Consider the following 23,656-nt stretch of genomic DNA (forward strand, 5'->3'; position numbering starts at 1 on the left):
GCGCCCCGCGAGAGGGGGCAGCCGGGGCGCCGATGGGCCGCACATTGTCGCCCATGGCCCTGTTGCGACGCAAAAGCGGCGGTTTTGGCGCCGGGCTCCTATACTCGGGTTCGTTCCATCCAGTGGAAGGATTCCTCCAACTTGAGTATCGGGCCCGCCAAGACGCCGACCCTTCCCCTGGCCTCGGTCCCGCGGCGCGAACTCTATTCCCTGGCGCTTTACCGGGTGCTCGAGGCCGGCATCCTGGCCGGCCTCCTGTTCAGCCCGCTCTCGGACATCCTGAGCGGGGACGACATCCAGTCGCCCCTGCTGGTCACCTGCGTCACGGTGTTCTACCTGGCGTTCTCGGTGGCGATGCTGATCTTCGGGCGCAACGAGAAGCACCTGCTGCCGATCGTCACGCTCGGCGTCGGCGTCGACATCACCGTGGCCTGCGTGGTGACCTCCGCCCTGCCCCAGTCCACGCAGGGCGTGGCGATGCTGCTGCTGTTCAATGTCGCCGCCGCCTGCGCCCTGCTGCCCCTGCGCTGGGGCATCGGCGTGGCGGTGGCGGCGACGGCGGCGCACTTCGGCCAGTACTTGGTGGCGGCCTTCGCATTGAATGCGCCGCCGCGACCGGTCGCCGAAGTGGTGATGTTCTGCGTCAGCTACCTCGCCGTGGGCCTGCTGTCGGTCCAGGTCGGCCTGCGCGCGCGCCGCAGCCAGCAGCTGGCCGACGAGCGCGGGGCCGAGGTCGCCAACCTGGTGGAGGTCAATGAACTGATCATCCGCCGCATGCGCACCGGCGTGCTGGTGGTCGACGGCGGCGGGCGCATCCGCCTGTCCAACGAGGCGGCCACCGCGCTGCTCGGCGCGGTGGCCGAGGTGCCCGAGGCCAGCGAAGGCAATCTGCTGCAGAACGTGTCCCCGGAACTGGCCCGGCGCATGCAGCGCTGGCGCAACGGCTGGCAGCAGGAGGAGACGCCGCTGGCGCTGTCGCCCGATCAGCCCGACATCCAGCCCCGCTTCGCCCGCCTGCTGGCCGGCAGCGACCTCTCGCTGGTGTTCCTGGACGACGCCACCGTGGTCTCACGCCGGGCCGAATCGCTGACCCTGGCGGCGCTGGGCCGCTTCTCGGCCAGCCTCGCCCACGAGATCCGCAATCCGCTGGCGGCAATCAACTATGCGGTGCAGCTGCTGGAGGAGTCGCACGAGTTCAACGCCAGCGATCGCCACCTGCTGGGCATCATCCACCAGCAGTGCCAGCGCACCAACGGCATCGTCGAGAGCGTGCTGGGCCTGGCCCGGCGCGAGCGCGCCATCCCCGAACATACCGACCTCAACCTCTTCGCCCGCCAGTTCGTCGACGAGTACCAGCAGTCGATGGCGATCGAGACCGACAGCCTGGAGGCGGTCACCGGCAGGCATCACGTGACCGCCTTGGTCGACCCGCGCCACCTGCACCAGGTCTGCACGGTGCTGGTCCACAACGCCTTCAACTACGGGCGCCTGCCGGGCGAGCCGGCGCGCGTGCGCCTGCGCGTGTTCCAGCTCGACAAGCGCGCCATGATCGACGTGCTCGATCGCGGTCCGGGCATCCCGCCTTCGGTGGCGGCGCAGCTGTTCCGCCCGTTCTTCACCACCTCCGAGCATGGCACCGGGCTGGGCCTGTACATCGCCCAGGAGCTGTGCCGGGCCAACCAGGCGACGCTGGACTATGTTTCGGTACCCGGAGGCGGCAGCTGTTTCCGCATCGCCATGCCCGGCCCCAACGCGTTGCTGGCGAGCTAGAAGGTGAGGTCACTGCGACCTCCCGCCGCGGGCGTCTCGCCCAGCGGCCCGTTCAGCCGGTAGACTGGCAGCGAACCACGCGAGACCACGATGAGCGACCCCCGAAGCGCATTGATCGTCGACGACGAACGCGACATCCGCGAACTGCTGACCCTGACCCTGGGCCGCATGGGCATTCGCATCGACACCGCCGCCAACCTGGGCGAAGCGCGCGAGCTGCTGGCCCGCAACGCCTACGACCTGTGCTTCACCGACATGCGCCTGCCCGATGGCAACGGCATCGAGCTGGTCGGCGAGATCTCGCGGCAGTTCCCCAAGACGCCGGTGGCGATGATCACCGCGTTCGGCAACGTCGAACTGGCGGTGGAGGCGCTCAAGGCGGGTGCCTTCGACTTCGTCAGCAAGCCCGTGGACATCAACGTCCTGCGCGGCCTGGTCAAGCACGCGCTGGAACTCAACAATGCCGAGCGCCCCGCGCCCGCTCCCGCGCCGGCCCAGCACGCCATGCGCCTGCTCGGGCAATCGCCGGCCATGGCCGAGCTGCGCGATACCATCGCCAAGGTCGCGCGCAGCCAGGCGCCGGTCTACATCCTCGGCGAGTCGGGCGTGGGCAAGGAACTGGTGGCCCGCACCATCCACGAGCAGGGCGCGCGCGCGTCCGGACCGTTCGTGCCGGTCAACTGCGGCGCGATTCCAGCCGAACTGATGGAAAGCGAGTTCTTCGGCCACAAGAAAGGCAGCTTCACCGGGGCGCACGCCGACAAGCAGGGCCTGTTCCAGGCGGCCAGCGGTGGCACGCTGTTCCTGGACGAGGTGGCCGAGTTGCCGCTGCCCATGCAGGTCAAGCTGTTGCGCGCCATCCAGGAGAAGGCCGTGCGCCCGGTCGGCGCATCGGGCGAGATCCAGGTCGACGTGCGCATCCTGTCCGCCACGCACAAGGACCTGGGCGAACTGGCCCACGACGGCCGCTTCCGTCATGACCTCTACTACCGCATCAACGTCATCGAACTGCGCGTGCCCCCGCTGCGCGAGCGTACCGGCGACCTGCCGCAACTCACCGGTGCCATCCTCAACCGGCTGGCGGGAAGCCAGGGGCGCCCGGCCCCGCGCCTGACCGCCGCCGCGGCCGATGCGCTGTCGCATTACGCCTTCCCCGGCAATGTCCGCGAGCTGGAGAACATCCTCGAGCGCGCCATGGCCATGGCCGATGAGGACGCCATCGACGCCAGCGACCTGCGCCTGCCCCAGGGCGAGCGCCGGCCGGCCGCGGCAGCGCAGCCTCCCGCGCCATCCGCTGCCCCGCCCCAGGACCACGACCCGTTCCGCCCAGCGCCCGCGCCCCAGTTCGGCCAGGGCCTGCCGCCGCAGCCGGGCGCACCGGCCTCGCACTCACCCAGCGATGCCGAAGGCCCGCTGCCCTCCTACATCGAGCAGATGGAGCGCGCCGCCATCCACAAGGCGCTGGAGGACAACCGCTGGAACAAGACCAAGGCGGCGGCGCAGCTCGGCATCACTTTCCGCGCGCTGCGCTACAAGCTCAAGAAGCTCGGCATCGAATGAGTCGCACGCCTGCCGGCATGGAAGTGAGACTCAGTGTGCGACTTGGACTGAGACTTCACCCAAGTTTTACTCGAAATCCTTTCTCACCCGCCCGGCAAAGTGACGCAGCGCGTCACTTTCCGACGCAACAAGGCACAACCGGATCGAGACTTCCCGGTGAGCTAAGCCGAATCCCGTGTAACTCGCTCGTTTTGCTGGCATAAGGCGGCGGCGAGGTTGGCACGCTTCCTGCTGCAGTCCCCCGGCACGTGGGAATCCACGGCGCCCACGGTCCGCGACATACCAGGGACACGGGGAGACAGTGTCCCTAACCAGTTCCACCACCCTTCGAAGGAATTGCTCATGAAGAAGAACATGCAGGGCTTCACCCTCATCGAACTGATGATCGTGGTCGCCATCATCGCCATCCTGGCCGCCATCGCGCTGCCGGCGTACTCCGATTACACCAAGAAGGCCAAGGTCTCCGAAGTCATTCTCGCGGCTTCCTCTGCTCGTACTGCAGTTGCCGAGTACGCCGCTGGAAACAACACTCTGCCCCCGACCACTTGGGCGCCGGAAGTTCAGTCGTCCAAGTATGTCTCCGGACTTGCATGGAGTGGCGGCAAGATCGTTGCCACCAGTACTGTGCCGGGCGCGACCGGCAACATCACGCTCACCCCGACTCTTAACACGGCAAATTCTCAAGTCACCTGGGTCTGTGATGGCTCTGTTTCTTCCAAGTATCGCCCGGGCACCTGCCAAGGCTGATATGAACTAAGCAAGTTCATAATGCTTCTACAAAAGAGCGGAGGGTTCCTCCGCTCTTTCTTTTTTGGACAACCGATGCGAAGAATATTCAGTAGCAGGAATCTTGTTTTGTCGCTTCTAGCGGCCCTTGCTGCCCTTGCCTGCATTCCGAGAATCGATATCGGAATTTCCACGTTGGATGACGGCTTTTATGCATACGCGGCCGAGTCCATCTTGGATGGAAAACTCATTCACAGGGATTTCTTTTCGCAGTACGTTGGCTATCAGCACTATATTCATGCCCTTTTTTTTCGTCTGTATGGCGAAAATTATCTGACGCTGAGATATCCGTTAATTATCAGCCAGTTCATCTCTTGCCTCGCTGCGGCTCTTATATTCAGACAAAAGCCATTTATAGTTCAGTTGGCAGCCATCACAATCGCGTTGGGATTTGGGGTTCTTTTATTCAAAAACCCAAGTACAAGCTGGAGCTGTGTTGCTCTCGTACTGGTCATCACTGCATTACTTTCTTCGTCTAAGCCCGGCAATCCTTCGCGAAGTAAATTACTTGCATTGGGCTTGCTGCTAGGGCTGGTCTTCGGCATTAGGCATCCTACCGCTATTTTTCTGGGAATGGGCGTGCTGTGCCATCAAACAATATTAACGACGCGTAGCGAGGCTACATTTAAATCAAGTCGAGCAAGCAATGTCGTGCTTACTCTTGGGCTTCTTCTCGCGCTGACTTCACTTTTGGCTTACATGCTTAAAGCCAGCACTGTCGTCGATCTCGCGCCGTGGTTTGTAGCTCCAGTTTCATACATGGTTTATTCCTTAAGTAATGTCAAACGTACTGATTCACACCAAACCCTCGCCAATCTAACGTGGATTGGTGTTGGGTTCATCGCTGCGATCTCACCTTGGCTGATCTCCACCACGGCGCACAACAACTGGAAAGCGACATGGATTGATCTGAGCACAATGCCCACCGACTATTCGTCAATGTTGACCTTCACCACTGCCGATTTCGCCGGTAACATCTTGTTTATCGTCAGCCATCCCCCTAACGCACAAGCCATACTTGGCGCAGCCGTCTCAGCAGTAGGCCTACTTTTTCCTCTCCTGCTAGCGGCATCAATCTGGAGATTGCACAAAAATCCCCGCATCCAAGCTTGGGCACTCTCGCCAGTAAGCATAATGGCTGCCTTCCACACACTGGTGCTAGTCGCATTGGTCTCAAGCCTCTACTTGTCCTACGTTCTTTGCCTCCAATTCTTATCAATCCTAGCGTTGGCCACCCAGATCAAGAATCATAGGGCGCGGAACGCTGCAATTAGCGCATTGATTGCAACTAGTGCCGGCTCATTTGTTTTTCTAACACCACAGTTTGAGCCAGCCGGAAACGTGAGCTACCTTGGCAGTATGCCGAGAACACTATCAAAATGCTGGCTACCACGCTGCGATCTTCGGACTATCGCTGACAATAACATTATTTCCAAAGAAGCTTATGATGCTCTGGAAAAAATCAAACGCCCTGATTCCACGGTCACCGTATTGCCATGGGGATATCACTATGAATTCTCCTACCCCTCTAATTATCGCCCCAAATACCCTGATATAAGACTCCCTCTTTATCGACATGTTCCTGCTGAAATCGCCTTTCAGGACATTCTTAATGAAAGAGATCCTGTAATTTTGATTGAGAAGGTTGCCATGAGGGACGAATCAGTTTATCCGGAGTTCTTGAACTATTTTGCAATCTATTTTGCGAAAGCGTATGACGGGCCAATTTTCATGATTCTGGTCAAGAAAAATCGTTCCCAGCGGGCTAGTCACCAGTCTTAAAAGTATCTGTCATCATTCAAGTTGCTTATTGCTGAAAGTATTCAAAATCTCCGGAGAGACGAAGATGACTCTTGCTCCAGCTCCCAATCTTGTCGGTGTAACGGGCATCGCACGGCGTCTAGTGATGGATGGCGCGATGGATGAAGCAACCGCACGCTCGGTCATGACCGATGCATTCCAAGCGAAGATCCCCTTGTCACAATGGATCCACGAGAAGAAGCTTGTCACTCCATCGCAATTAGCAGCGGCCAACGCCATCGAGTTCGGCATTCCCCTAATCGACGCGTCGTCATTTGACCCCAGCCAGAACGCCTTGAAACTGGTAAGTGAAGAACTGTTGCAAAAGCACCAGGTTCTTCCGATGTTCAAACGCGGCAACAAGCTTTATGTAGGCGTTTCGGACCCTACACGCATGGAGGGGCTGGACGAAATCAAGTTCCACACTAATTTGGTCGTGGAGCCTATCTTGGTAGCCGAGGACCAACTCCGCCGCACTTTAGAGACGTGGACTAATGCTTCCGACTCACTCGCTGGCATGGGTGGCGACGAAGAGGATTTTGGCAGCCTAGACACTGCGGGCGGGGATGAAGAGAGCAGCGACACCGGGATCGACGCCAAAGGCGAGGACACGCCGGTCGTGAAGTTCGTGAACAAGATGTTGGTCGACGCGATTCGCCGCGGCGCCTCGGATATTCATTTCGAGCCTTACGAGACGGACTATCGCGTCCGTCTGCGCATCGACGGCATCCTCAAGACCGTCGCGCGCGCGCCACAGAAGCTTAACCAGCGCATCGCCGCGCGCCTGAAGGTCATGTCGCAGTTGGATATCGCTGAAAAGCGCGTACCGCAGGACGGCCGCATCAAACTCAATCTGTCCAAAACACGTCAGATCGACTTCCGCGTCAGCACCTTGCCGACGCTGTTCGGCGAAAAGGTCGTGCTGCGTATCCTGGATGGCAGCGCAGCCAAACTGGGCATCGACAAGCTGGGCTATGAGCCGGACCAACAAAAGCTGTTCCTCGACGCGATCCACAAGCCGTACGGCATGGTGCTGGTCACCGGTCCGACCGGTTCGGGCAAGACCGTATCGCTGTATACGGCCCTGGGGATCCTCAACGACGACACCCGCAACATCTCCACGGCGGAGGACCCGGTCGAAATCCGCCTGCCCGGCGTCAACCAAGTGCAACAGAACAACAAGCGCGGAATGACATTTGCCGCGGCGCTGCGCTCGTTCCTGCGTCAGGATCCGGATATCATCATGGTCGGCGAAATCCGCGACTTGGAGACGGCCGAGATCGCGGTCAAGGCCGCCCAGACCGGTCACATGGTGCTTTCTACCCTGCATACCAACGACGCGCCGCAGACCATCGCCCGTTTGATGAACATGGGCATCGCCCCGTACAACATCACCTCGTCGGTGACGCTGGTAATAGCCCAGCGCCTGGCACGCCGCCTTTGCCCACGCTGCAAGCGCCCTCACGACATCCCGCCACATGCCCTGCTGTCGGAAGGCTTTACCCAAGCCGATCTTGACGCGGGCCTGACCCTTTACCAGGCGGTTGGCTGCGACGAGTGCACGGAAGGCTACAAGGGGCGCGTAGGTGTCTACCAAGTCATGCCGATGACGGACGAGATTGCCGCGATCGTGCTGGAGGGCGGCGGCGCAATCCAGATCGCCGAGGCCGCCCAGCGTTCCGGCATCCGCGACCTGCGCCAGTCGGCGCTCTGGAAGGCCAAGCAGGGATTGACCAGCCTGGCCGAGATCAATCGCGTCACCAAGGATTGATACTCCTCCTACAGGGGCGCACCGCAAGAGAGCGCGATGAGGCTTTTCAGGCAAAGCCCTCGCATCCACCCTCCGGTGCGCCCCTACCCGAGTGCTTTTCCAAGGGAATCTGACACTTGCACGTTGTTTTGCCAGCGGAACCCGCTAACATGCGAGTCGAGCTACCCGGCATGGGGATGCCGGCAACTGGGGAACCAAGATGGCCGTAAGCCGTTCAGCCGCCAAGAAATCCGTCCCGGTCGCGCGCGATACCAAGCAGCTGGCTGTCTTCGTCTGGGAAGGCACCGACAAGCGCGGCGTGAAGATGAAGGGCGAGCAGGAGGCTCGCAATGCCAATCTGCTCCGTGCGGAGCTGAGAAGTAAGGGCATCTCTCCCACTACGCTCAAGCCAAAGCCCAAGCCGCTCTTCGGGGGGGCCGGCAAGCCAATCAAGCCGTCCGACATCGCTTTTTTCAGCCGCCAGATGGCTACGATGATGAAATCCGGCGTGCCAATTGTGACGTCGTTGGAGATTATTGGCGGCGGACACAAGAATCCGCGCATGAAGAAGATGTTGGATTCGCTGCGCGCCGATATCGAAGGCGGCTCGTCTCTTTCCGAGGCGATCAGCAAGTTTCCTGTACAGTTCGACGAGCTGTATCGCAATCTGGTGCGCGCCGGCGAGGGCGCGGGCGTTCTGGAAACCGTGCTGGACACGGTGGCGAGCTACAAGGAGAACATCGAGGCGTTAAAGGGCAAGATCAAGAAGGCGTTGTTTTATCCCGCGATGACCATCGCGGTCGCGGTTCTGGTGAGCGCAATTCTTTTGATCTTCGTTGTGCCCACCTTTGAAAAGGTCTTCGCCGATTTCGGCGCAGAACTGCCCGCCTTCACAAAGATGATCATCGCCGCCTCGCACATCGCCGTGGACTATTGGTGGCTGGCGATGATCGTAATCGTCGGCGGCGGCATCGCGGCAGTGATGGCCTTCAAGCGTTCACCCAAGTTCCAACACTTCATGGATCGAGTGGTGCTGAAACTACCCGTTATCGGCGCCATCATGCATAACAGCGCGATCGCACGTTTTTCGCGGACGCTAGCGGTCACTTTCCGTGCTGGCGTTCCTCTGGTGGAAGCGCTCGACACGATCGCTGGCGCAACAGGAAACACGGTGTACGAGCACGCGGTTCATCGGATCAAGGACGATGTTTCCGTGGGCTACCCGGTCAATATGGCCATGAAGCAAGTCAATCTCTTTCCTCACATGGTCATCCAGATGACCGCCATTGGCGAGGAGGCGGGAGCGCTCGACACCATGCTGTACAAGGTTGCCGAGTACTACGAGCAAGAAGTCAACAACGCCGTGGATGCGCTCAGCAGCCTGATTGAGCCGATGATCATGGTGGTGTTGGGTATCCTTGTCGGCGGCATGGTCATCGGCATGTACCTGCCCATCTTCAAGCTCGGCGCGGTGGTCGGCTGATCCATGGCGTTTCTTGATCAACACCCCGAGCTGGGGTATCCGGTGGTGGGCGCGCTTGGCCTGATGGTCGGCAGCTTCCTCAATGTGGTGATCCTGCGGCTGCCGCGGCGGCTGGAGTGGCAGTGGCGGCGCGATGCCACCGAGATCCTGGAGCAGCCTGACCTGTACGATCCACCGCCGCCGGGGATCGTGGTCGAGCCTTCGCATTGCCCGCACTGCAAGCACAAGCTGGCGTGGTTCGAGAACATTCCGCTGTTCAGCTGGCTGGCGCTGAGGGGCAAGTGTCGTTACTGCCACGCGCCGATTTCCGTGCAGTATCCGGCGGTCGAGCTGCTGGTCGGGCTGCTGGCGGTCACCTGCGTATGGCGCTTCGGCTTCGGCTGGCAGGGATTCGGGGCGGCGGTGTTGAGCTGCTTCCTGGTCGCGCTGTCGGGGATCGACCTGCGCACACGGCTGCTGCCCGATACGTTGACCTTGCCGCTGATGTGGCTGGGGCTGGTCGCCAGCCTGGAACATCTCTACATCCAGCCCAAGCCCGCGCTGTTGGGCGCGATGGCGGGCTACGTGTCGCTGTGGTCGGTCTGGTGGCTGTTCAAGCAGCTCACCGGCAAGGAGGGCATGGGCCACGGCGACTTCAAGCTGCTGGCGGCGATCGGGGCCTGGGTCGGGTTGCGCGGGATCCTGCCGGTGATCCTGTTCTCGTCGCTGATTGGCGCGGTGGTGGGTGCGGCTTGGCTGGCGACCAAGGGCCGCGATCGTTCGACCCAGATCCCGTTCGGACCTTACCTGGCCGTGGCCGGGTGGGTGGTGTTCTTTTGGGGCGACCAGATCATCGACGGGTATCTGCGGTTGTCGGGGATGCGATAGCGCGACTTGTCCACGTCTTCGATACGAAAACGCCGGCTTGACGCCGGCGTTTTTGTTTGGCGAAGGCTGATGTGCCAGTGACGATGTCAGGGGAGCCATTGGATCCCCACCTGCACGGCGATGATGCCCTGAAGGGAGCAGAGCGCGGCCCGCCTCTGACCACCAGTTTTTGCAGGACGCGGCAGCGAGAGCGCAGTTACCGGCTAACCCAGGAATGGCGATTGTCGCCGCAAGTCACCGCCATGCCCTACCCCTTCCACTTCCCTAGCGCCGCCAGCCCATTCTCCTTCGCGCGCTCCAGCACGATGGCCTGGGCGGCGGAGAAGTTGCCGGTTGGATCCTGGGCCCAGTGGGCCAGCGCGGCCTGTTGCATGGCGCGGCCGTAGGAGAAGCTCAAGGGCCACGGCAGGTTGCCAAGGCGGTTCATCGCGTCCAGATGCGCGGTGGCGTCCTCGTCGGACTGGCCGCCGGAGAGGAAGACGATGCCGGGCAGGATCGCCGGCACGGTGCTCTTCAGGCACATCACGGTCGAGTCGGCGACTTCCTCGACGTCGGCCCGCTCCTCGCAGTCCTGTCCCGGCACGACCATCGAGGCCTTGAGCAGCGTGCCCTCCAGCAGCACGCCCTGATCGTGCAGCGCACCGAACAGCGAGCGCAGCATCGCCTCGGTGACCTCGTAGCAGACCTGAATGTCGTGGTCGCCGTCCATCAGCACTTCCGGCTCGACGATGGCGACCAGGCCCTGCTCCTGGCACAGCGCCGCGTAGCGGGCCAGGGCGTGGGCGTTGACCTCGATGCAGGTGCCGGAGGGGATGTCCTCGCCGATGGTGATCACCGCGCGCCACTTGGCGAAGCGCGCGCCCAGGGCGTAGTAGGCCTTGAGCCGGTCGCGCAGGCCGTCTAGGCCCTCGGTCACCAGTTCACCCGGGCAGCCGGCCAGGGGCGAGGTGCCCTTGTCGACCTTGATGCCGGGGATGAGGCCGTGGCTGGCCATGTACTTGGGGAACGGGGTGCCGTCCTCGGTGCTCTGGCGCAGGGTCTCCTCGAACAGGATCGCGCCGGCGATGTGATCGCTCAGCCGGGGCGTGGTCAGCAGCAGCTCGCGATAGCGGCGGCGGCGCGCCTCGGTGTTCTCGATGCCGACCGCGGCGAAACGCTTGCCGATGGTGGCCGTGGATTCGTCGATGGCGAGGATGCCCTTGCCGGGGGCGACCAGCGCCTGCGCGGTTTCGGCGAGCGATTCGATGCTCATTGGAGCTCCTGGGGAACGCACTGCGAGGGGGCCGCAGTATAGCGGCGCCCCCTCGCCGCCCAGGGGCGGCTTACAGCTCGCCCAGGCCGCTGGCGCGGCCGTCCTCGCCCACTTCCAGCAGGCGCAGGGTATTGGTGGCGCCGTGGGTCTCCATGTGCTCGCCACTGGTGAACACCACGCGGTCGCCCGGCCCCAGGGCGCCGGCCTTGACCAGCATCTGGATGCTCGCGCGGGCGGCCTCGCGCGGCACCATGCCGCGGCTGTCGAAGGCGATGGGATGGACGCCGCGCATCAGCGCCATGCGCCGCCGCGCGCCGCCGTGACGCGAGAAGGCGTACACCGGCACGGTGGAACGGAACCGCGACAGGAAGCCCGCGGTACCGCCGGATTCACTCAGGGCCACCACGCCGCCCAGCTTGATGTGCTCGGACAGGAACATCGTGGCCATCGCGATGGCGTGGTCGGCGCGCTGCAGGTTGCGCTGGGCCGCCTCGAAATCGGTATCCATCGAGAACGAGCGTTCGGCGCCCACGCAGATGCGCGCCATCGCCTCCACCGCGCGCACCGGATAGGTGCCGGCGGCGGTCTCGGCCGAGAGCATCACCGCGTCGGTGCCGTCGATGACCGCATTGGCCACGTCCATGACCTCCGCGCGCGTGGGCAGCGGGCTCTCCACCATCGACTGCAGCATCTGGGTCGCGGTGATGACGACCTTGTTCTGTTCGATCGACTCGCGAATGATCTGCTTCTGCAGCCCCGGCAGCTCGGCGTCGCCGATCTCCACGCCCAGATCGCCGCGCGCGACCATCACCACGTCGCTGGCGCCGACGATCTCCTTCAGGTTCTCGATGGCCTCGGTGCGCTCGATCTTGGACACCAGGAAGGCGTCGCTGCCGTGCTTGCGCGCCAGGCTCCGCGCTTCCTCCATGTCGGCCGCGTTGCGGCAGAAGGAGACGGCGATGAAGTCCACGCCGATGTCGGCGACGATGGCGATCAGCTCGCGGTCGCGGTCGCTCAGCGCGCCCAGCGACAGGCCGCCGCCCTGCTTGTTCAGGCCCTTGCGGTCGGACAGCACGCCGTCGTTGAGCACCTGGGTGACGATGCGCTCGCCTTCCACGGCGGTGACGCGCAGCTGCATCATGCCGTCGTCGAGCAGCAGCACATCGCCGGGCGCCACGTCGCCTGGCAGGCCGAGGTAGCTCACGCCGACCTGGGTCTCGTCGCCGGCCGGCACGCCCTCGCGCGCGACCAGGTCGAAGCGCGCGCCGGTCTTCAGCTGCACCTTGCCCTGCGCGAAGCGCTCGATGCGGATCTTCGGACCCGGCAGATCGGCCAGGATGCCCACCTCCAGGCCCAGCTTGCTGGCGGCGCTGCGCACGGCTTCGGCGCGGTCGCGCTGGGCCGACGGGTCGCCATGGGAAAAGTTGAGACGCACCACGTTCACGCCGGCGCGCAGCAGATCCTCCAGCACGCCGGGCGGATCGGTGGCAGGGCCGAGCGTGGCCAGGATCTTGGTGCGGCGGGCGTTGGATTGGCTCATGTCATAGGTCTCCGTCTTCGCCGTAAACGCTACCACAGGACTGGTGGTGGTCCGCTTCTGCGCTGCAGCAAACATCCACGCCGTCTCGCCCTGCTGCACCGGCGTTGCGCCAACTCCTTGATGCAAAAAGGGCTTTGGATCGGACCGCCAAGAACGCTTGGGACCGAAATGGATTTGTAATGGTATTCAACCGCGCGGCAGCACGACGCCGAGCACGTCAGCCAGCGCCGACGGCGTCCCGACCACCTGCCCGGCGCCGGCCGCGAGCAGTTCGTCGCGTTCGCCGAAGCCCCACAGCACGCCGATGCTGCGCATCGCGTGGGCCGCGGCGCCTTCGATGTCCATGCGGCGGTCGCCGATCATCACGCACTCGCCGGCCTGCCCCTGCAGCCGCGCCAGCGCCTCGGCGATCAGGTCGGGCTTGAAGCGGCGCGTCCCGTCGTCGCTGGCGCCGACGATTTCCTCGAAGGCCGCGCCGAACGGCAATGCACCCAGGATGCGCCGCGCCGCGCGCTCGTTCTTCGAGGTCACCACCGCCAGTCGATGGCCGGCCTGCGCCAGTGCCTCGATCAGCTCAGGAATGCCGGGATATACCGTCAGCTCAGTCCAGCCCAGCGTGTCGTAACGCTGCCGGTAGAGCGCAAGCGCCTGCGTCACCCGCGTCTCGTCGCCGAAGGCGGCCTGGAAGCTGTCGCGCATCGGCGGGCCGATCCATGCGCGCAGCGCCTCGCGCGGCGGCACGGGCTGGCGCAGCGCCTCGAACACATGCGCGATGCCGTTGACGATGCCGGGCTCGGAATCGACCAGCGTGCCGTCCAGGTCGAAGAACAGGGTAGGAAGAAATGCCATGCGGACCTCGTGATGCAAACCAAAGAAGCCCGGCTTTTCAGGGCCGGGCTTTGCAGGAACGGCGCGAACGCGGCGAGGCGATCAGCGGCCGCGCGCTTCCAGCGCCGCGACCGCCGGCAGCGTCTTGCCTTCCAGGAACTCCAGGAACGCGCCGCCGCCGGTGGAGATGTAGGACACGTCCTTGGCGATGCCGTACTTGTCCACGGCCGCGAGCGTGTCGCCGCCGCCGGCGATGGAGAAGGCCGGCGAGGCGGCGATCGCGCGCGCCAGGGTCTCGGTGCCCTTGCCGAAGGCGTCGAACTCGAACACGCCGACCGGGCCGTTCCACACCACGGTGCCGGCCTTGGCGATCAGCGCGGCGTAGGCCTGGGCGGTGTCCGGGCCGATGTCCAGGATCAGGTCATCGGCCTCGACCTTGTCGACCGGCTTCACCGTGGCGGCGGCGTCGGGCAGGAACTGCTTGGCCACCACCACGTCAGTCGGCAGCGGGATCTCGGCGCCGCGCGCCTTGGCGTCGGCGACGATCTGCTTGGCCGTGCCGATCAGGTCCGGCTCGCACAGCGACTTGCCGACGCTGTCGCCCGCCGCGGCGATGAAGGTGTTGGCGATGCCGCCGCCGACGATGAGCTGGTCGACCTTGCCGACCAGGTTGGACAGCAGCTCGAGCTTGGTCGAGACCTTGCTGCCGGCGACGATGGCCAGCAGCGGCTTGGCCGGGTTGTCCAGCGCCTTGCCCAGCGCGTCCAGCTCGGCCATCAGCAGCGGGCCGCCGGCGGCGACCGGCGCGTACTTGATCACGCCATGGGTGGAGGCCTGCGCGCGATGCGCGGTACCGAAGGCATCCATGACGAACACGTCGCACAGCGCGGCGTACTTCTTCGACAGCGCCTCGTCGTCCTTGGCCTCGCCCACGTTCATGCGGCAGTTCTCCAGCAGCACGACCTGGCCGGGCTGGACCTCCACGCCGTCGACCCAGTCGCGCACCAGTTCGACCTTGACGCCCAGCAGGGCGGTCAGGCGCTCGGCCACCGGCGCCAGCGAATCCTCCTCGCTCCAGGTGCCTTCTTTCGGCCGACCCAGGTGCGAGGTGACCATCACCGCGGCACCCTGCTCCAGCGCGGCCTTGAGGGTCGGCACCGAAGCGGTGATGCGCTGCTCGGAGGTGATCTGGCCGTTCTCGATCGGGACGTTGAGATCCTGCCGGATCAGCACGCGCTTGCCGGACAGGTCGAGGTCGCTCATGCGGACGATGGTCATGCTTGGGTCCTGTACAGGGGGAAGATCAGACCCCCATTGTCCGCGCTGTGGGACGGAGCGGCAAACCTGGCGCTCGAATTCCGGAGCGTATCGGGAAGATCGCGTTGGCGATCACCAGGCCCCAGATCGCGAACCAATACTGCGAGGCTTGCTGGACTTGCGCGCCCGTTCAATGGTGGTCAACAACCTGCCCTTGATTCCCGAAGGGACCAGAGATCGATCGACGGACTTCGCCCATCAGGCTCGACCTGGCCGAGCGCGTCTCTTCGGATCGTCGATCCAAACGAAGAACCCCGCGCTTTTGGCGCGGGGCTCGGAGTGCAAGCTGCGGGAGGCCCCGCCTTACTCCATGTCGAACGAGGTCACCACGCCGCCCTGCAGCTGGATGGTCAGCCGCGAGGCACCATCGGACTCGGCCGACGCATCGGCGTCGGTGCCCGCGCGCGCGGACAGCCGGTCGGCGGCGTTGGCGCTGCGCTGCGCGCGATAGCTGTTGGACGCCACCTCGCCGCCGACATTCTTGCCGGTCAGGTCGGAGACATCGCCCAGCACACCACGCAGCGAGCCCACCATCTTGCCGAAGCCCGATCCGGCCGAGGCCGCCGGCTTCTTGGCCGCGCCCTTGACGTAGACGTAGGTCTCCGAGGCACCGCCGGAAGAACTCAGCTTGGCCTTCTTCGAGGTCGGCTCGCCGAAACTCTCCAGGACCTGGGCCTTGGTTGTCTTGCCGGCCACCAGGTGCCCCTGCACGTAATCGATGTCGAAGATGTTCGCCGTCTGCGCCCAGGCGCCCGGAGCCATCAACGCCGCGGCCACCACCACCAGACCGCACCCAAACCACTGCTTGATCTTCATGAAACGCCTACCCCTTGAGTGAAATACGCTTCCCTGCCCCACGGCTTGGACCGCTGGACGATCAGCGGGAGATTCATACCACGACATTCTTTCCGAAAAAAGAGACCCGCACCACCACTTGCGCCCGCCCCCGCGCAGATGGCCCTGGCCGATGGGACGCCATGTCCTCATGACGGCACCAAAACAAAGAAGGCCCGATGGTGCCCTTGCGCTTTTGACGGGCTCGGACTGGAACGACGGACCGAACCCGCCGCTCCCGCCGAGGGCGGGAGCGGCGACATGGGTCTTGAGGCGCTTACTTGCCCGCGACGACCTTGACCATCTCCAGGCACTTGTTGGAATAGCCCCACTCGTTGTCGTACCAGGACACCAGCTTGACGAAGGTGGAGTCCAGGGCGATGCCGGCCTCGGCATCGAACACCGAGGTCCGGGTCTCGCCGCGGAAATCGGTCGCCACCACCTTGTCCTCGGTGTAACCCAGCACGCCCTTCAGCGCGCCCTCGCTCTGGGCCTTCATCTCGGCGCAGATCTCGGCGTAGGTGGCCGGCTTCTCCAGCTCGCAGGTCAGGTCCACCACCGACACGTCGGAGGTCGGCACGCGGAAGCTCATGCCGGTCAGCTTCTTGTTGAGCTCGGGGATCACCACGCCCACGGCCTTGGCCGCGCCGGTGGACGAGGGAATGATGTTCTCCAGGATGCCGCGGCCGCCGCGCCAATCCTTGTTGGACGGGCCGTCGACGGTCTTCTGCGTGGCGGTGGCGGCGTGCACGGTGGTCATCAGGCCGCGCTTGATGCCCCACTTGTCGTTGATCACCTTGGCCAGCGGCGCCAGGCAGTTGGTGGTGCACGAGGCGTTGGAGATGATCGCCTGGCCGGCGTAGGTCTTGTCGTTGACGCCGAAGACGAACATCGGCGTGTCGTCCTTGGACGGCGCGGACAGGATGACCTTCTTGGCGCCGGCGTCCAGGTGCTTCTGCGCACCTTCCTTGGTCAGGAAGATACCGGTGGATTCGATCACCACCTCGGCGCCCACTTCGTCCCACTTCAGCGCGGCCGGGTCACGCTCGGCGGTCAGGCGGATCTTCTTGCCGTTGACGATCAGCGTGGTGCCCTCGACCGAGATGGTGCCCTCGAAGCGGCCGTGCACCGAGTCGTACTGCAGCATGTACGCCAGGTAGTCGGGTTCGAGCAGGTCGTTGATGGCGACGATCTCGATCTCGCCTTCGAAATTCTGCACGGCCGAACGCAGCACATTGCGGCCGATGCGGCCGAAGCCGTTGATGCCTACCTTGATGCTCATTGCTGGAGGACTCCTGTAAGCGGCACGCGGGGGCGCGACGCGGCGGTGAAGGGGTCAGCATTCTAGCAGCGCGCCCCGTTGCCGCCGGGTCGTGGTGTACCGGGCATTTGGAATCGATTCCAAGGCGGCATCGCCCCGCGATTCGCCTTGATCCGGATCAAGGCGCGCGCCCGGACCGGGGCCGAGCATGTGCGCCACACACACCGGAGAGTCATCGTCATGCGCAAGTCCCTCACCCCCTGCCTGATCGCCCTGGCCCTGGGCGGCATCTCGGTCCAGGCCGCCGCCCAGTCGCGCGGCGACTTCACCGTCGGCGTCGGCATCCACCAGGTCAATCCGAAGTCGGACAACGGCAAGCTGGCCGGCGGCGCGCTGCCGGTCAGCGTGGACAGCAGCACCCGCCCCAGCGTCACCGGCGAGTATTTCGTGGCCGACAACCTGGGCATCGAGGTACTGGCCGCCTGGCCGTTCCAGCACGACATCAACATCAAGGGCCTGGGCAAGGTCGGCACCACCAAGCAGCTGCCGCCGGTGGTGTCGCTGCAGTACCACTTCAACCACGCCGGCAAGGTGTCGCCCTTCGTGGGCCTCGGCGTGAACTACACCAAGTTCTTCAGCACCGACGCCAAGGGCGCCCTGGCCGGCAGCGACCTGGACCTGGGCGACTCCTGGGGTCTGGCCGCGCACGCCGGCCTGGACTTCGCGCTGAGCGCGCGCAGCGCCCTGCGCGTGGACGTGCGCTGGGCCGACATCGACACCAAGGTCAAGCTCAACGGGGCCAAGCTGGGCACGGCCAACATCGATCCGATGGTCTACGGCGCCGCCTGGGTCTATCGCTTCTGAGCAGACGCGACGCGCGCGCCCGCGATGGACGTGCGCGCATGCCGGATGGGGACCGGCCGGGATGGCCGGGTGTCCTGCCGCCACGGAAGGCGGTTCTCGGCGCATGACGCGCGGCGACGCTGGCCGTCAGTGCGCGACGCCACGGCGCACGCGTGACATCGAGCCGGCGCCGGCACGCGGGTATCATCCGCGGCTCGTGTGTCGAAAGCCGGATGTCGCGTGTTGAAGATTCCGTTCGTGCGGCCGGTGGCCGCGTTGCTGTCCCTGAGCCTGCTGGCCTGCCCATCCTCCGCCTTCGCCTGGGGCCGCACCGGCCACCGGCTGGTGGCCGAACTGGCAGCGCCCGACCTCACCGCGCAGGCACGCGCGCAGATCGACGCCCTGCTGGCGCTGGAACCCGGCGCGACGCTGCCCGGCATCGCCAGCTGGCCCGACGAACTGCGCGAATCCGACCCGGACCTGGGCAAGCGCACCGCCGCTTGGCACTACGTCAACCTGGGCGAGGACGACTGCCATTACGACCCGCCGCGCGACTGCCGCGACGGCAACTGCTCGGTCGCCGCGCTCACCGTGCAGACCAAGGTACTGGCCGACCGCAACGCGCCGGCGGCCGCGCGCCTGCAGGCGCTGAAGTTCGTCGTGCATCTGGTCGGCGACGCCCACCAGCCGCTGCATGCCGGCTTCGCCCGCGACAAGGGCGGCAATACCGTGCAGGTCAACGTGGATGGCCAGGGCAGCAACCTGCATTCGCTGTGGGACAGCGGCCTGCTGCGCCACACCGGCCTGGACGAGGACGCGCTGCTGGCGCAGATCCGTGCCCTGCCCCGGCCCGCGCCGGGTGCGGGCGCCGGCTTCCCGCCGGACGCGAGCTCATGGGCCGAAGCGTCCTGCCGCATCGTCCGTTCGCCAGGGTTCTACCCGGCCCGGGCCAAGCTGGACCCGGCTTACTTCGCCACCTGGACGCCGGTGGCCGAGCAGCAGCTGCGCCTGGCCGGCGTGCGCCTGGCGGCCGTGCTGAATGCGGCGCTGGGGCAGACCCAGGGCGGCTGACGAAGGCCACCTGTCGCGGCCTGCGACGCGCTGGGCCCTGGACGCAACGGGTGAGGGTTGCTCTCTGCCTCAGCCACTCGGCGCTTCCCGATGATCCCCACCTCCCTCGCGCAGCGCTGGAAGTGGAGGAATGCTTTTCGCGGCGCTCACGGCAACGGCAACAACCAACCCCTCCCCCTCAGTCGCTAGCCGCGACTTCGAGCTCCCCTGCTTCGCCAGAGAGGGGGCAGACCTTGTGGTCGGAGGCGCTGCTGCCCGAACCCCCAATCCCCAATCCCCAATCCCCAATCCCCAATCCCCAATCCGGGGCACCCGTGCCAAAGGCGGAGACGGCGCTGAGCAGCACACCTCGAGCGTTAGCCTGCGGCAGCGAACGCGGCCTATCCCGGCCTGCGCCCCCTGGCCTGGCCCAGGCCTGGCCGAGCGGCCTGCTAAAATTGCCGATCCTGCCGCGCTCCCCCGCCCGCGGCACCTCGCATTCGAACACGGAGCTTCCATGTCTGCTGACCTGCTCAAGGCCCTGGGCCTTGGCCCGACCAATCCCGGCACCTACCTCGGCAACGGCCAGTGGTCCGACACCACCGACGCCGGAGTGCTGGAGTCGGTCAACCCGACTACCAATGCCGTCATCGCCACGGTCCATGCCAGCAGCCAGTCCGATTACGACACCGTGATCGAACGCGCGCAGGCGGCCTTCAAGACCTGGCGCACCACGCCGGCGCCGCGTCGCGGCGAGGCCGTGCGCCTGTGCGGCGAGGCGCTGCGCAAGCACAAGGACCTGCTCGGCTCGCTGGTGGCGCTGGAGATGGGCAAGTCCAAGCCGGAAGGCGATGGCGAGGTGCAGGAGATGATCGACATCGCCGACTTCGCCGTGGGCCAGAGCCGCATGCTCTATGGCTACACCATGCATTCGGAGCGCCCGGGCCATCGGATGTACGAGCAGTACCACCCGATCGGGCTGGTCGGCATCATCAGCGCGTTCAACTTCCCGGTCGCGGTGTGGTCGTGGAACGCCTTCCTGGCCGCCATCTGCGGCGACATCTGCATCTGGAAGCCGTCCAACAAGACTCCGCTGACCGCACTGGCCACGCAGAAGATCTGCAACGACGCGCTGAAGGACGCCGGCTTCCCCGACCTGTTCTTCCTGATCAACGATGCCGGCATCGAACTGTCGCAGCAGCTGGTGGACGACAAGCGCGTGCCGCTGATCAGCTTCACCGGCTCGACCGAGGTCGGCCGCATCGTCGGCGAGCGCGTGGCCCGTCGCATGGGCCGCAGCCTGCTGGAGCTGGGTGGCAACAACGCCATCATCCTGGACGAGACGGCCGACCTGAAGCTGGCCGTGCCGGGCATCGTGTTCGGCGCGGTGGGCACCGCCGGCCAGCGCTGCACCACCACCCGCCGCCTGATCGTGCACGCCTCGATCTACGACACCGTGCTGGCCACGCTGGTCAAGGCGTACAAGCAGGTCGAAGGCAAGATCGGCGATCCGCTGGACGCGGCCAACCTGATGGGCCCGCTCAACAGCAAGGCCGCGGTCGATGCCTTCCTGAAGTCCATCGAGCAGGCCAAGGCCGCCGGCGGCACGGTGGAGACCGGCGGCAAGGCGCTGGAGCGCGAGGGCAACTTCGTCCTGCCGACCATCATCTCGGGCCTGAAGAACTCCGATGCCATCGTCCAGCACGAGACCTTCGCCCCGATCCTGTACGTGATGAAGTACGAGACGCTGGAGGAGGCCATCGACATGCAGAACGGCGTGCCGCAGGGCCTGTCGTCCTCGATCTTCACCAACAGCCTCAAGTCGGCCGAGAAGTTCCTGTCGGCCGCCGGCAGCGACTGCGGCATCGCCAACGTCAACATCGGCACCTCCGGTGCGGAGATCGGCGGCGCGTTCGGCGGCGAGAAGGACACCGGCGGCGGGCGCGAGTCCGGTTCGGATGCGTGGAAGGCCTACATGCGCCGCCAGACCAACACGATCAACTACTCCGATTCGCTGCCGCTGGCGCAGGGCATCAAGTTCGATCTTTAAGGGGCCAACAGTGCACGGAACGGCCTTGGGGCCGATCCGTGCCTGATCTCGCCGTCGCCGTACGGCCGGCGACGGCGCATCTCAGGTCGCGCGCGCCTAGGCAGGCGCGACCAGGACTTCCAGCTCCAGCACCGCACCCCGCAAGCCGGGCGCGCTGGCCTGCAGCCGCAGCCGGCCCGGCGCACGCGCACTCTGCACGATCGCCTGGCACAGGCCGTTGAAGGCGCGGCGCCGCGCGGCCTTGTCGGCCTCGTGGCTGGCCGGGTCGCCGTTGCCGACGCCGATCAGCGCCCCCGCCCCGCTGACCTGGAAACGAACCTCGTCGCTCGCGGTCGGCACCTGCCGGCCCTGCGCGTCGACGATGGCCACTTCGATCATGCCCACGTCCTGGCCGTCGGCCAGCAGGCTGGCGCGCTCGCAGCGCAGCGCGATGGCGGCCTGCGCGCCGGTGGTCTCGCGCCGCTGCACCAGCACCTGCTCGCCGCCGCGATAGCCGCGCGCCTCGATCGCGCCAGGTGCATAGCGCACGCGCCACTCCACGTGGCCGTAGCGCGGCACGCGGCGCCGGCCTTGGCTAACGCCGTTGACCCACAGCTCGACCTCGTCCAGGTTGCTGTGGCACCACACGTCCACCATGCCATTGGCCAAGGCCGGCAGCGCGTCCCAGTTCCAGTGCGGGAACAGGTGCAGCACCGGCGCCTGCGTCCACTGCGCGCGGTAGTACCAGGCGTTGTCCTTGGGGAAGCCGCAGCTGTCGAGCACGCCGAACTGCGAGCCCACGTTGGGCCAGCGGTTGTAGGGCGTCGGCTCGCCGCGATAGTCGAACCCGGTCCAGACGAAGCCGCCGGCGATCCACGGCCGTTCGGCCACGAACGCCCACCACGACTCGGACGTGGACGCCCACCACGGGTGGTCGACGTCGTAGGCGCGCGTATAGCCACGGGCATCGTCGACGAAGTAGTTGCCGCGCACCGACACCGTGCTGGCGGTCTCGCTGCCGTACACCGGCCGCTGCGGATCGCGCGCGTGGAAGGCGTCCATCTGGTTGGTGCGATAGTTGAAGCCGACCACGTCCACCACCTGCCCCACGCCCTCGCCGAAGCCCTTGTCCATGGCGAAGGTAGTCGGCCGGGTCGGATCGAGCCGGCGTACCAGCGCCTGCATCGTGCCGACGATGCGCGCACCGCGCGCGGTGACCATCTGCGGCTCTTCGTTACCCAGCGACCAGGCGATCACGCTGGGCCGGTTGCGGTCGCGCAGCAACAGGCGCTGCAGCTCGTGCATCGCCTCCGGGTCGGAGGACATGCGCCGGGTCTCGGCGATCACCAGCATGCCCAAGCGGTCGCACAGGTCCATCAGCGCCGGGCTGGCCGGGTTGTGCGCCATGCGCCAGGCGTTGCATCCCAGGGCCTTGAGCTGCTGCAGGCGCCAGGCGTGCAAGGCGTCGGGGATGGCCGTGCCCACGCCGGCATGATCGTGGTGGTTGCAGGTGCCCTTGAGCTTGTACGGCGCGCCATTGAGCAGGAAGCCGCGCTGGGCGTCGAAGGCGATGCTGCGCACGCCGAACGCGACCTGGACCGCATCGCGCGCGACGCCCTCCACGCGCAGTTCGGCCAGCAGTTGGTACAGCACCGGCGTCTCGGGCGACCACAGCTGCGGCGCGTCGAAGGCCAGCGCGTGGCGGACCGTGGCCGAATCGCCCGGCGCCACCTGCGCCGCCGGCAGCCGCGCGTTGGCGACCACGCGCCCGTCGGGGGCCAGGACCTGCAGCACCAGCATGCAGGCCTCAGCCTGGTCGCCCGCGTTGTGCAGGGTCGCCTCGACCGCGCAGGCGGCCTGCCCGGCGCGGGGCGTGGCGCGCACCACGATCCCGCCGGCGGGGATGTGCAGCGGATCGGTCCTGCGCAGCCAGACATGGCGGTAGATCCCGGCGCCTTCGTAGAACCAGCCTTCGCCCAGCGTGGCATCCACGCGCACGGCGATCACGTTGCGGGCGCCGTAGTCGACCACATCGGTGATGTCCACCTCGAAGCCGCTATAGCCGCTGGCGTTGGTGCCGACGATATGGCCGTTGCAGAACACGACGCAGTCGCGGAACACCCCGTCGAATTCCAGCACCAGGCGCCGACCCGCATCGCCGGCGGGAATGTCCAGTTCGCGCCGGTACCAGCCGACGCTGGTCTCGGGGTGGTCGCGGCCCACGGGACGATAGCCGTGCGCGGCGGCCGGATCGTCGACGCCGGCGGGCGGTCGGGGATTGGGCACGAAGGGCAGTTCCACCGCCCAGTCGTGCGGCAGCGACAGCGCGCGCCAGCCCGCATCGTCGTAAGCGATCTGCGCCGCATCGGCGGTGTCCTTGCCGGCCTTGGCGTAGGTGCGCTGGTAGGTGCCGAAGTTGAAGTCGCGCGCCGGGTCATCGGCGTGGCCGAAGGCGAAGCGCCAGTCGGCATCCAGGCGGTCGCGCTGACGCGCGCCAGGCGTTGGACGCCCGGCCGGCGCCCGCGGCAATGCGAGTGCCGAGGATGCCTGCGCGACGGCCGCGTCACCGGCGGCGCTCGGTGTCGCCGCCGCGCGGCCCGCCGGCACGGCGACCGCCACGCCACCAGCCATCAGCGCGCGCAGCAGTTCGCGTCGGCTCAACTCGCTCATCGCGGCAGGCGGTAGT

The 23,656-nt window shown here is 65.7% G+C and carries 17 protein-coding genes; 10 read left to right on the plus strand and 7 right to left on the minus strand.

Annotation, left to right across the window (positions count from 1 at the left end):
- The first annotated feature begins 141 nt into the window (after positions 1–141).
- The 7 genes from LAJ50_RS13735 (at position 142) to LAJ50_RS13765 (ending at position 10,016) form a co-directional block, all read left to right on the plus strand.
- Positions 142–1,770 carry an ATP-binding protein gene (locus LAJ50_RS13735; RefSeq protein WP_130549734.1) on the plus strand — a complete coding sequence of 543 codons (1,629 nt, stop codon included), beginning with the start codon at positions 142–144 and terminating at the stop codon, positions 1,768–1,770.
- 90 nt (positions 1,771–1,860) lie between these two features.
- The gene (locus LAJ50_RS13740) at positions 1,861–3,330 is read left to right on the plus strand and encodes a sigma-54 dependent transcriptional regulator (RefSeq protein WP_130549735.1); all 1,470 of its coding nucleotides are present in this window, start codon (positions 1,861–1,863) and stop codon (positions 3,328–3,330) included.
- A 342-nt stretch (positions 3,331–3,672) separates the two neighbouring features.
- Positions 3,673–4,077 carry a pilin gene (locus tag LAJ50_RS13745; RefSeq protein ID WP_138652516.1) on the plus strand — a complete coding sequence of 135 codons (405 nt, stop codon included), beginning with the start codon at positions 3,673–3,675 and terminating at the stop codon, positions 4,075–4,077.
- Between the two features lie 108 nt (positions 4,078–4,185).
- Positions 4,186–5,898 (plus strand): hypothetical protein, encoded by a 1,713-nt coding sequence (locus tag LAJ50_RS13750; RefSeq protein ID WP_138652514.1) that lies wholly within the window; start codon positions 4,186–4,188, stop codon positions 5,896–5,898.
- A 64-nt stretch (positions 5,899–5,962) separates the two neighbouring features.
- Positions 5,963–7,687 (plus strand): type IV-A pilus assembly ATPase PilB, encoded by a 1,725-nt coding sequence (pilB, locus tag LAJ50_RS13755; protein WP_138652512.1) that lies wholly within the window; start codon positions 5,963–5,965, stop codon positions 7,685–7,687.
- Positions 7,688–7,886: 199 nt separating this feature from the next.
- Positions 7,887–9,149: a type II secretion system F family protein gene (locus LAJ50_RS13760; RefSeq protein WP_138652510.1), complete on the plus strand. Its 1,263-nt coding sequence runs from the start codon at positions 7,887–7,889 to the stop codon at positions 9,147–9,149.
- Between the two features lie 3 nt (positions 9,150–9,152).
- Complete coding sequence (locus LAJ50_RS13765; protein WP_130549744.1) at positions 9,153–10,016, plus strand: A24 family peptidase; 864 nt, start codon at positions 9,153–9,155, stop codon at positions 10,014–10,016.
- Positions 10,017–10,263: 247 nt separating this feature from the next.
- On the opposite strand, the gene LAJ50_RS13770 is transcribed toward LAJ50_RS13765, so the two are convergent.
- From LAJ50_RS13770 to gap, 6 genes are all read right to left on the minus strand, one after another.
- Positions 10,264–11,268 carry a class I fructose-bisphosphate aldolase gene (locus tag LAJ50_RS13770; RefSeq protein WP_138652508.1) on the minus strand — a complete coding sequence of 335 codons (1,005 nt, stop codon included), beginning with the start codon at positions 11,266–11,268 and terminating at the stop codon, positions 10,264–10,266.
- A 70-nt stretch (positions 11,269–11,338) separates the two neighbouring features.
- Positions 11,339–12,808, minus strand: a complete 1,470-nt coding sequence (gene pyk, locus LAJ50_RS13775; protein ID WP_130549746.1) for a pyruvate kinase — start codon at positions 12,806–12,808, stop codon at positions 11,339–11,341.
- A 186-nt stretch (positions 12,809–12,994) separates the two neighbouring features.
- Complete coding sequence (locus LAJ50_RS13780; RefSeq protein WP_130549747.1) at positions 12,995–13,657, minus strand: HAD-IA family hydrolase; 663 nt, start codon at positions 13,655–13,657, stop codon at positions 12,995–12,997.
- Between the two features lie 81 nt (positions 13,658–13,738).
- Positions 13,739–14,914, minus strand: coding sequence for a phosphoglycerate kinase (locus tag LAJ50_RS13785; protein ID WP_130549748.1), 1,176 nt, complete (start codon positions 14,912–14,914; stop codon positions 13,739–13,741).
- Between the two features lie 342 nt (positions 14,915–15,256).
- Complete coding sequence (locus LAJ50_RS13790) at positions 15,257–15,769, minus strand: hypothetical protein (protein ID WP_130549749.1); 513 nt, start codon at positions 15,767–15,769, stop codon at positions 15,257–15,259.
- 295 nt (positions 15,770–16,064) lie between these two features.
- On the minus strand, positions 16,065–17,069 hold the full coding sequence (gap, locus tag LAJ50_RS13795; protein WP_130520189.1) for a type I glyceraldehyde-3-phosphate dehydrogenase: 1,005 nt from the start codon (positions 17,067–17,069) through the stop codon (positions 16,065–16,067).
- A 219-nt stretch (positions 17,070–17,288) separates the two neighbouring features.
- Here gap and LAJ50_RS13800 point away from each other — a divergent pair, with 219 nt between their 5' ends.
- From LAJ50_RS13800 to LAJ50_RS13810, 3 genes are all read left to right on the plus strand, one after another.
- Entirely contained in the window at positions 17,289–17,912 is a 624-nt protein-coding gene (locus LAJ50_RS13800; RefSeq protein ID WP_130549751.1) for an OmpW family outer membrane protein, read from the plus strand.
- A 222-nt stretch (positions 17,913–18,134) separates the two neighbouring features.
- Entirely contained in the window at positions 18,135–18,962 is an 828-nt protein-coding gene (locus LAJ50_RS13805) for a S1/P1 nuclease (protein ID WP_224096590.1), read from the plus strand.
- A 496-nt stretch (positions 18,963–19,458) separates the two neighbouring features.
- Complete coding sequence (locus tag LAJ50_RS13810; RefSeq protein ID WP_138652506.1) at positions 19,459–20,991, plus strand: aldehyde dehydrogenase family protein; 1,533 nt, start codon at positions 19,459–19,461, stop codon at positions 20,989–20,991.
- A 96-nt stretch (positions 20,992–21,087) separates the two neighbouring features.
- On the opposite strand, the gene galA is transcribed toward LAJ50_RS13810, so the two are convergent.
- Entirely contained in the window at positions 21,088–23,640 is a 2,553-nt protein-coding gene (galA, locus tag LAJ50_RS13815; RefSeq protein ID WP_138652505.1) for a beta-galactosidase GalA, read from the minus strand.
- Between the last annotated feature and the right edge of the window lie 16 nt (positions 23,641–23,656).

The organism is Pseudoxanthomonas sp. X-1 (assembly GCF_020042665.1).
In the GTDB taxonomy this organism is placed as follows: domain Bacteria; phylum Pseudomonadota; class Gammaproteobacteria; order Xanthomonadales; family Xanthomonadaceae; genus Pseudoxanthomonas_A; species Pseudoxanthomonas_A spadix_A.

Excerpts from the sequence above, each read along its gene's own strand:
- LAJ50_RS13740 (WP_130549735.1), top strand. The coding sequence starts at position 1,861 with ATGAGCGACCCCCGAAGCGCATTGATCGTCGACGACGAACGCGACATC.
- LAJ50_RS13745 (WP_138652516.1), top strand. The coding sequence starts at position 3,673 with ATGAAGAAGAACATGCAGGGCTTCACCCTCATCGAACTGATGATCGTG.
- pilB (WP_138652512.1), top strand. The coding sequence starts at position 5,963 with ATGACTCTTGCTCCAGCTCCCAATCTTGTCGGTGTAACGGGCATCGCA.
- LAJ50_RS13760 (WP_138652510.1), top strand. The coding sequence starts at position 7,887 with ATGGCCGTAAGCCGTTCAGCCGCCAAGAAATCCGTCCCGGTCGCGCGC.
- LAJ50_RS13765 (WP_130549744.1), top strand. The coding sequence starts at position 9,153 with ATGGCGTTTCTTGATCAACACCCCGAGCTGGGGTATCCGGTGGTGGGC.
- LAJ50_RS13770 (WP_138652508.1), bottom strand. The coding sequence starts at position 11,268 with ATGAGCATCGAATCGCTCGCCGAAACCGCGCAGGCGCTGGTCGCCCCC.
- pyk (WP_130549746.1), bottom strand. The coding sequence starts at position 12,808 with ATGAGCCAATCCAACGCCCGCCGCACCAAGATCCTGGCCACGCTCGGC.
- LAJ50_RS13780 (WP_130549747.1), bottom strand. The coding sequence starts at position 13,657 with ATGGCATTTCTTCCTACCCTGTTCTTCGACCTGGACGGCACGCTGGTC.
- LAJ50_RS13785 (WP_130549748.1), bottom strand. The coding sequence starts at position 14,914 with ATGACCATCGTCCGCATGAGCGACCTCGACCTGTCCGGCAAGCGCGTG.
- LAJ50_RS13790 (WP_130549749.1), bottom strand. The coding sequence starts at position 15,769 with ATGAAGATCAAGCAGTGGTTTGGGTGCGGTCTGGTGGTGGTGGCCGCG.
- gap (WP_130520189.1), bottom strand. The coding sequence starts at position 17,069 with ATGAGCATCAAGGTAGGCATCAACGGCTTCGGCCGCATCGGCCGCAAT.
- LAJ50_RS13800 (WP_130549751.1), top strand. The coding sequence starts at position 17,289 with ATGCGCAAGTCCCTCACCCCCTGCCTGATCGCCCTGGCCCTGGGCGGC.
- LAJ50_RS13810 (WP_138652506.1), top strand. The coding sequence starts at position 19,459 with ATGTCTGCTGACCTGCTCAAGGCCCTGGGCCTTGGCCCGACCAATCCC.
- galA (WP_138652505.1), bottom strand. The coding sequence starts at position 23,640 with ATGAGCGAGTTGAGCCGACGCGAACTGCTGCGCGCGCTGATGGCTGGT.